This is a genomic window from Achromobacter sp. GbtcB20 (assembly GCF_019091095.1).
Classification (GTDB): Bacteria; Pseudomonadota; Gammaproteobacteria; order Burkholderiales; family Burkholderiaceae_B; genus Achromobacter; species Achromobacter mucicolens.
The window spans coordinates 1-786 of record NZ_JAGXJZ010000085.1; the positions used below are offsets into that span (position 1 = coordinate 1).

The 786-nt window shown below is 70.5% G+C and carries 1 protein-coding gene; it reads right to left on the bottom strand.

The window, feature by feature from the left end:
* The coding region (locus tag KVT32_RS27875) for an acyl-CoA dehydrogenase (RefSeq protein ID WP_217619173.1) at positions 1–786 on the bottom strand (786 nt) is incomplete at both ends.

Below are 786 nucleotides of genomic sequence, written 5' to 3' on the forward strand. Positions count from 1 at the left end.
GAGCTGGTGGTCGATCATCACCAGGCGCTTGGCGAAGTGGGCCATCGGCAGTTCCCAGGTCATGCCGATGCCGCCGTGCAGCTGGATGCATTCTTCCGCCACCAGGGTGCCGATGCGGCCGATGCTCATCTTCGCGCTCGAGAGGGCGCGCTCGCGCGTGATGCGATCAAGCTCCAGCGCGGCGGCGGCGTTGATGACGGCCGAGCGGGCCTGCTCGATTTCCAGCAGCAGGTCGGCCATGCGGTGCTGCAGGGCCTGGAAGGAGCCGATCGGGACGCCGAACTGCTTGCGGGTGCGCAGGTAGTCGAGGGTCGCGGCCTTGGCCGCTTCCATCGCGCCCAGCGCCTCCGCGCACAGCGCCAGGATGCCGCGGCCGACCGCGCGCTCCAGCGTGGCGTACGCCTTGCCCTCTTCGCCCAGCAGGGCCGCACCGGTCAGCTGCACGTTCTTGAACGTGACGTCGGCCACGCGGCCGCCGTCCATGGTCGGGGTGCCTCGCACCGAAACGCCCGGCGCGTCCTTCGGCACCAGGAACAGCGAGATGCCGTCTTCCGCGTCGATGGCGCCCGAGGTGCGGGCCGAGACCACGAACACGTTCGCCGATTCGCCCGCCTGCACCACGGCCTTGGCGCCGCCCAGCACCCAGGCCTCGCCCTCGCGCCGGGCGGTGGTTTGCACGCGCGCCAGTTCGTAGTGGGTCTCCGGCTCGTCGTGGGCAAAGGCGGCGATGGTGGCGCCGGCCGCGATCTCTTCCAGTACGGCCTTCTGCTCGGCATTCCCGGCAAA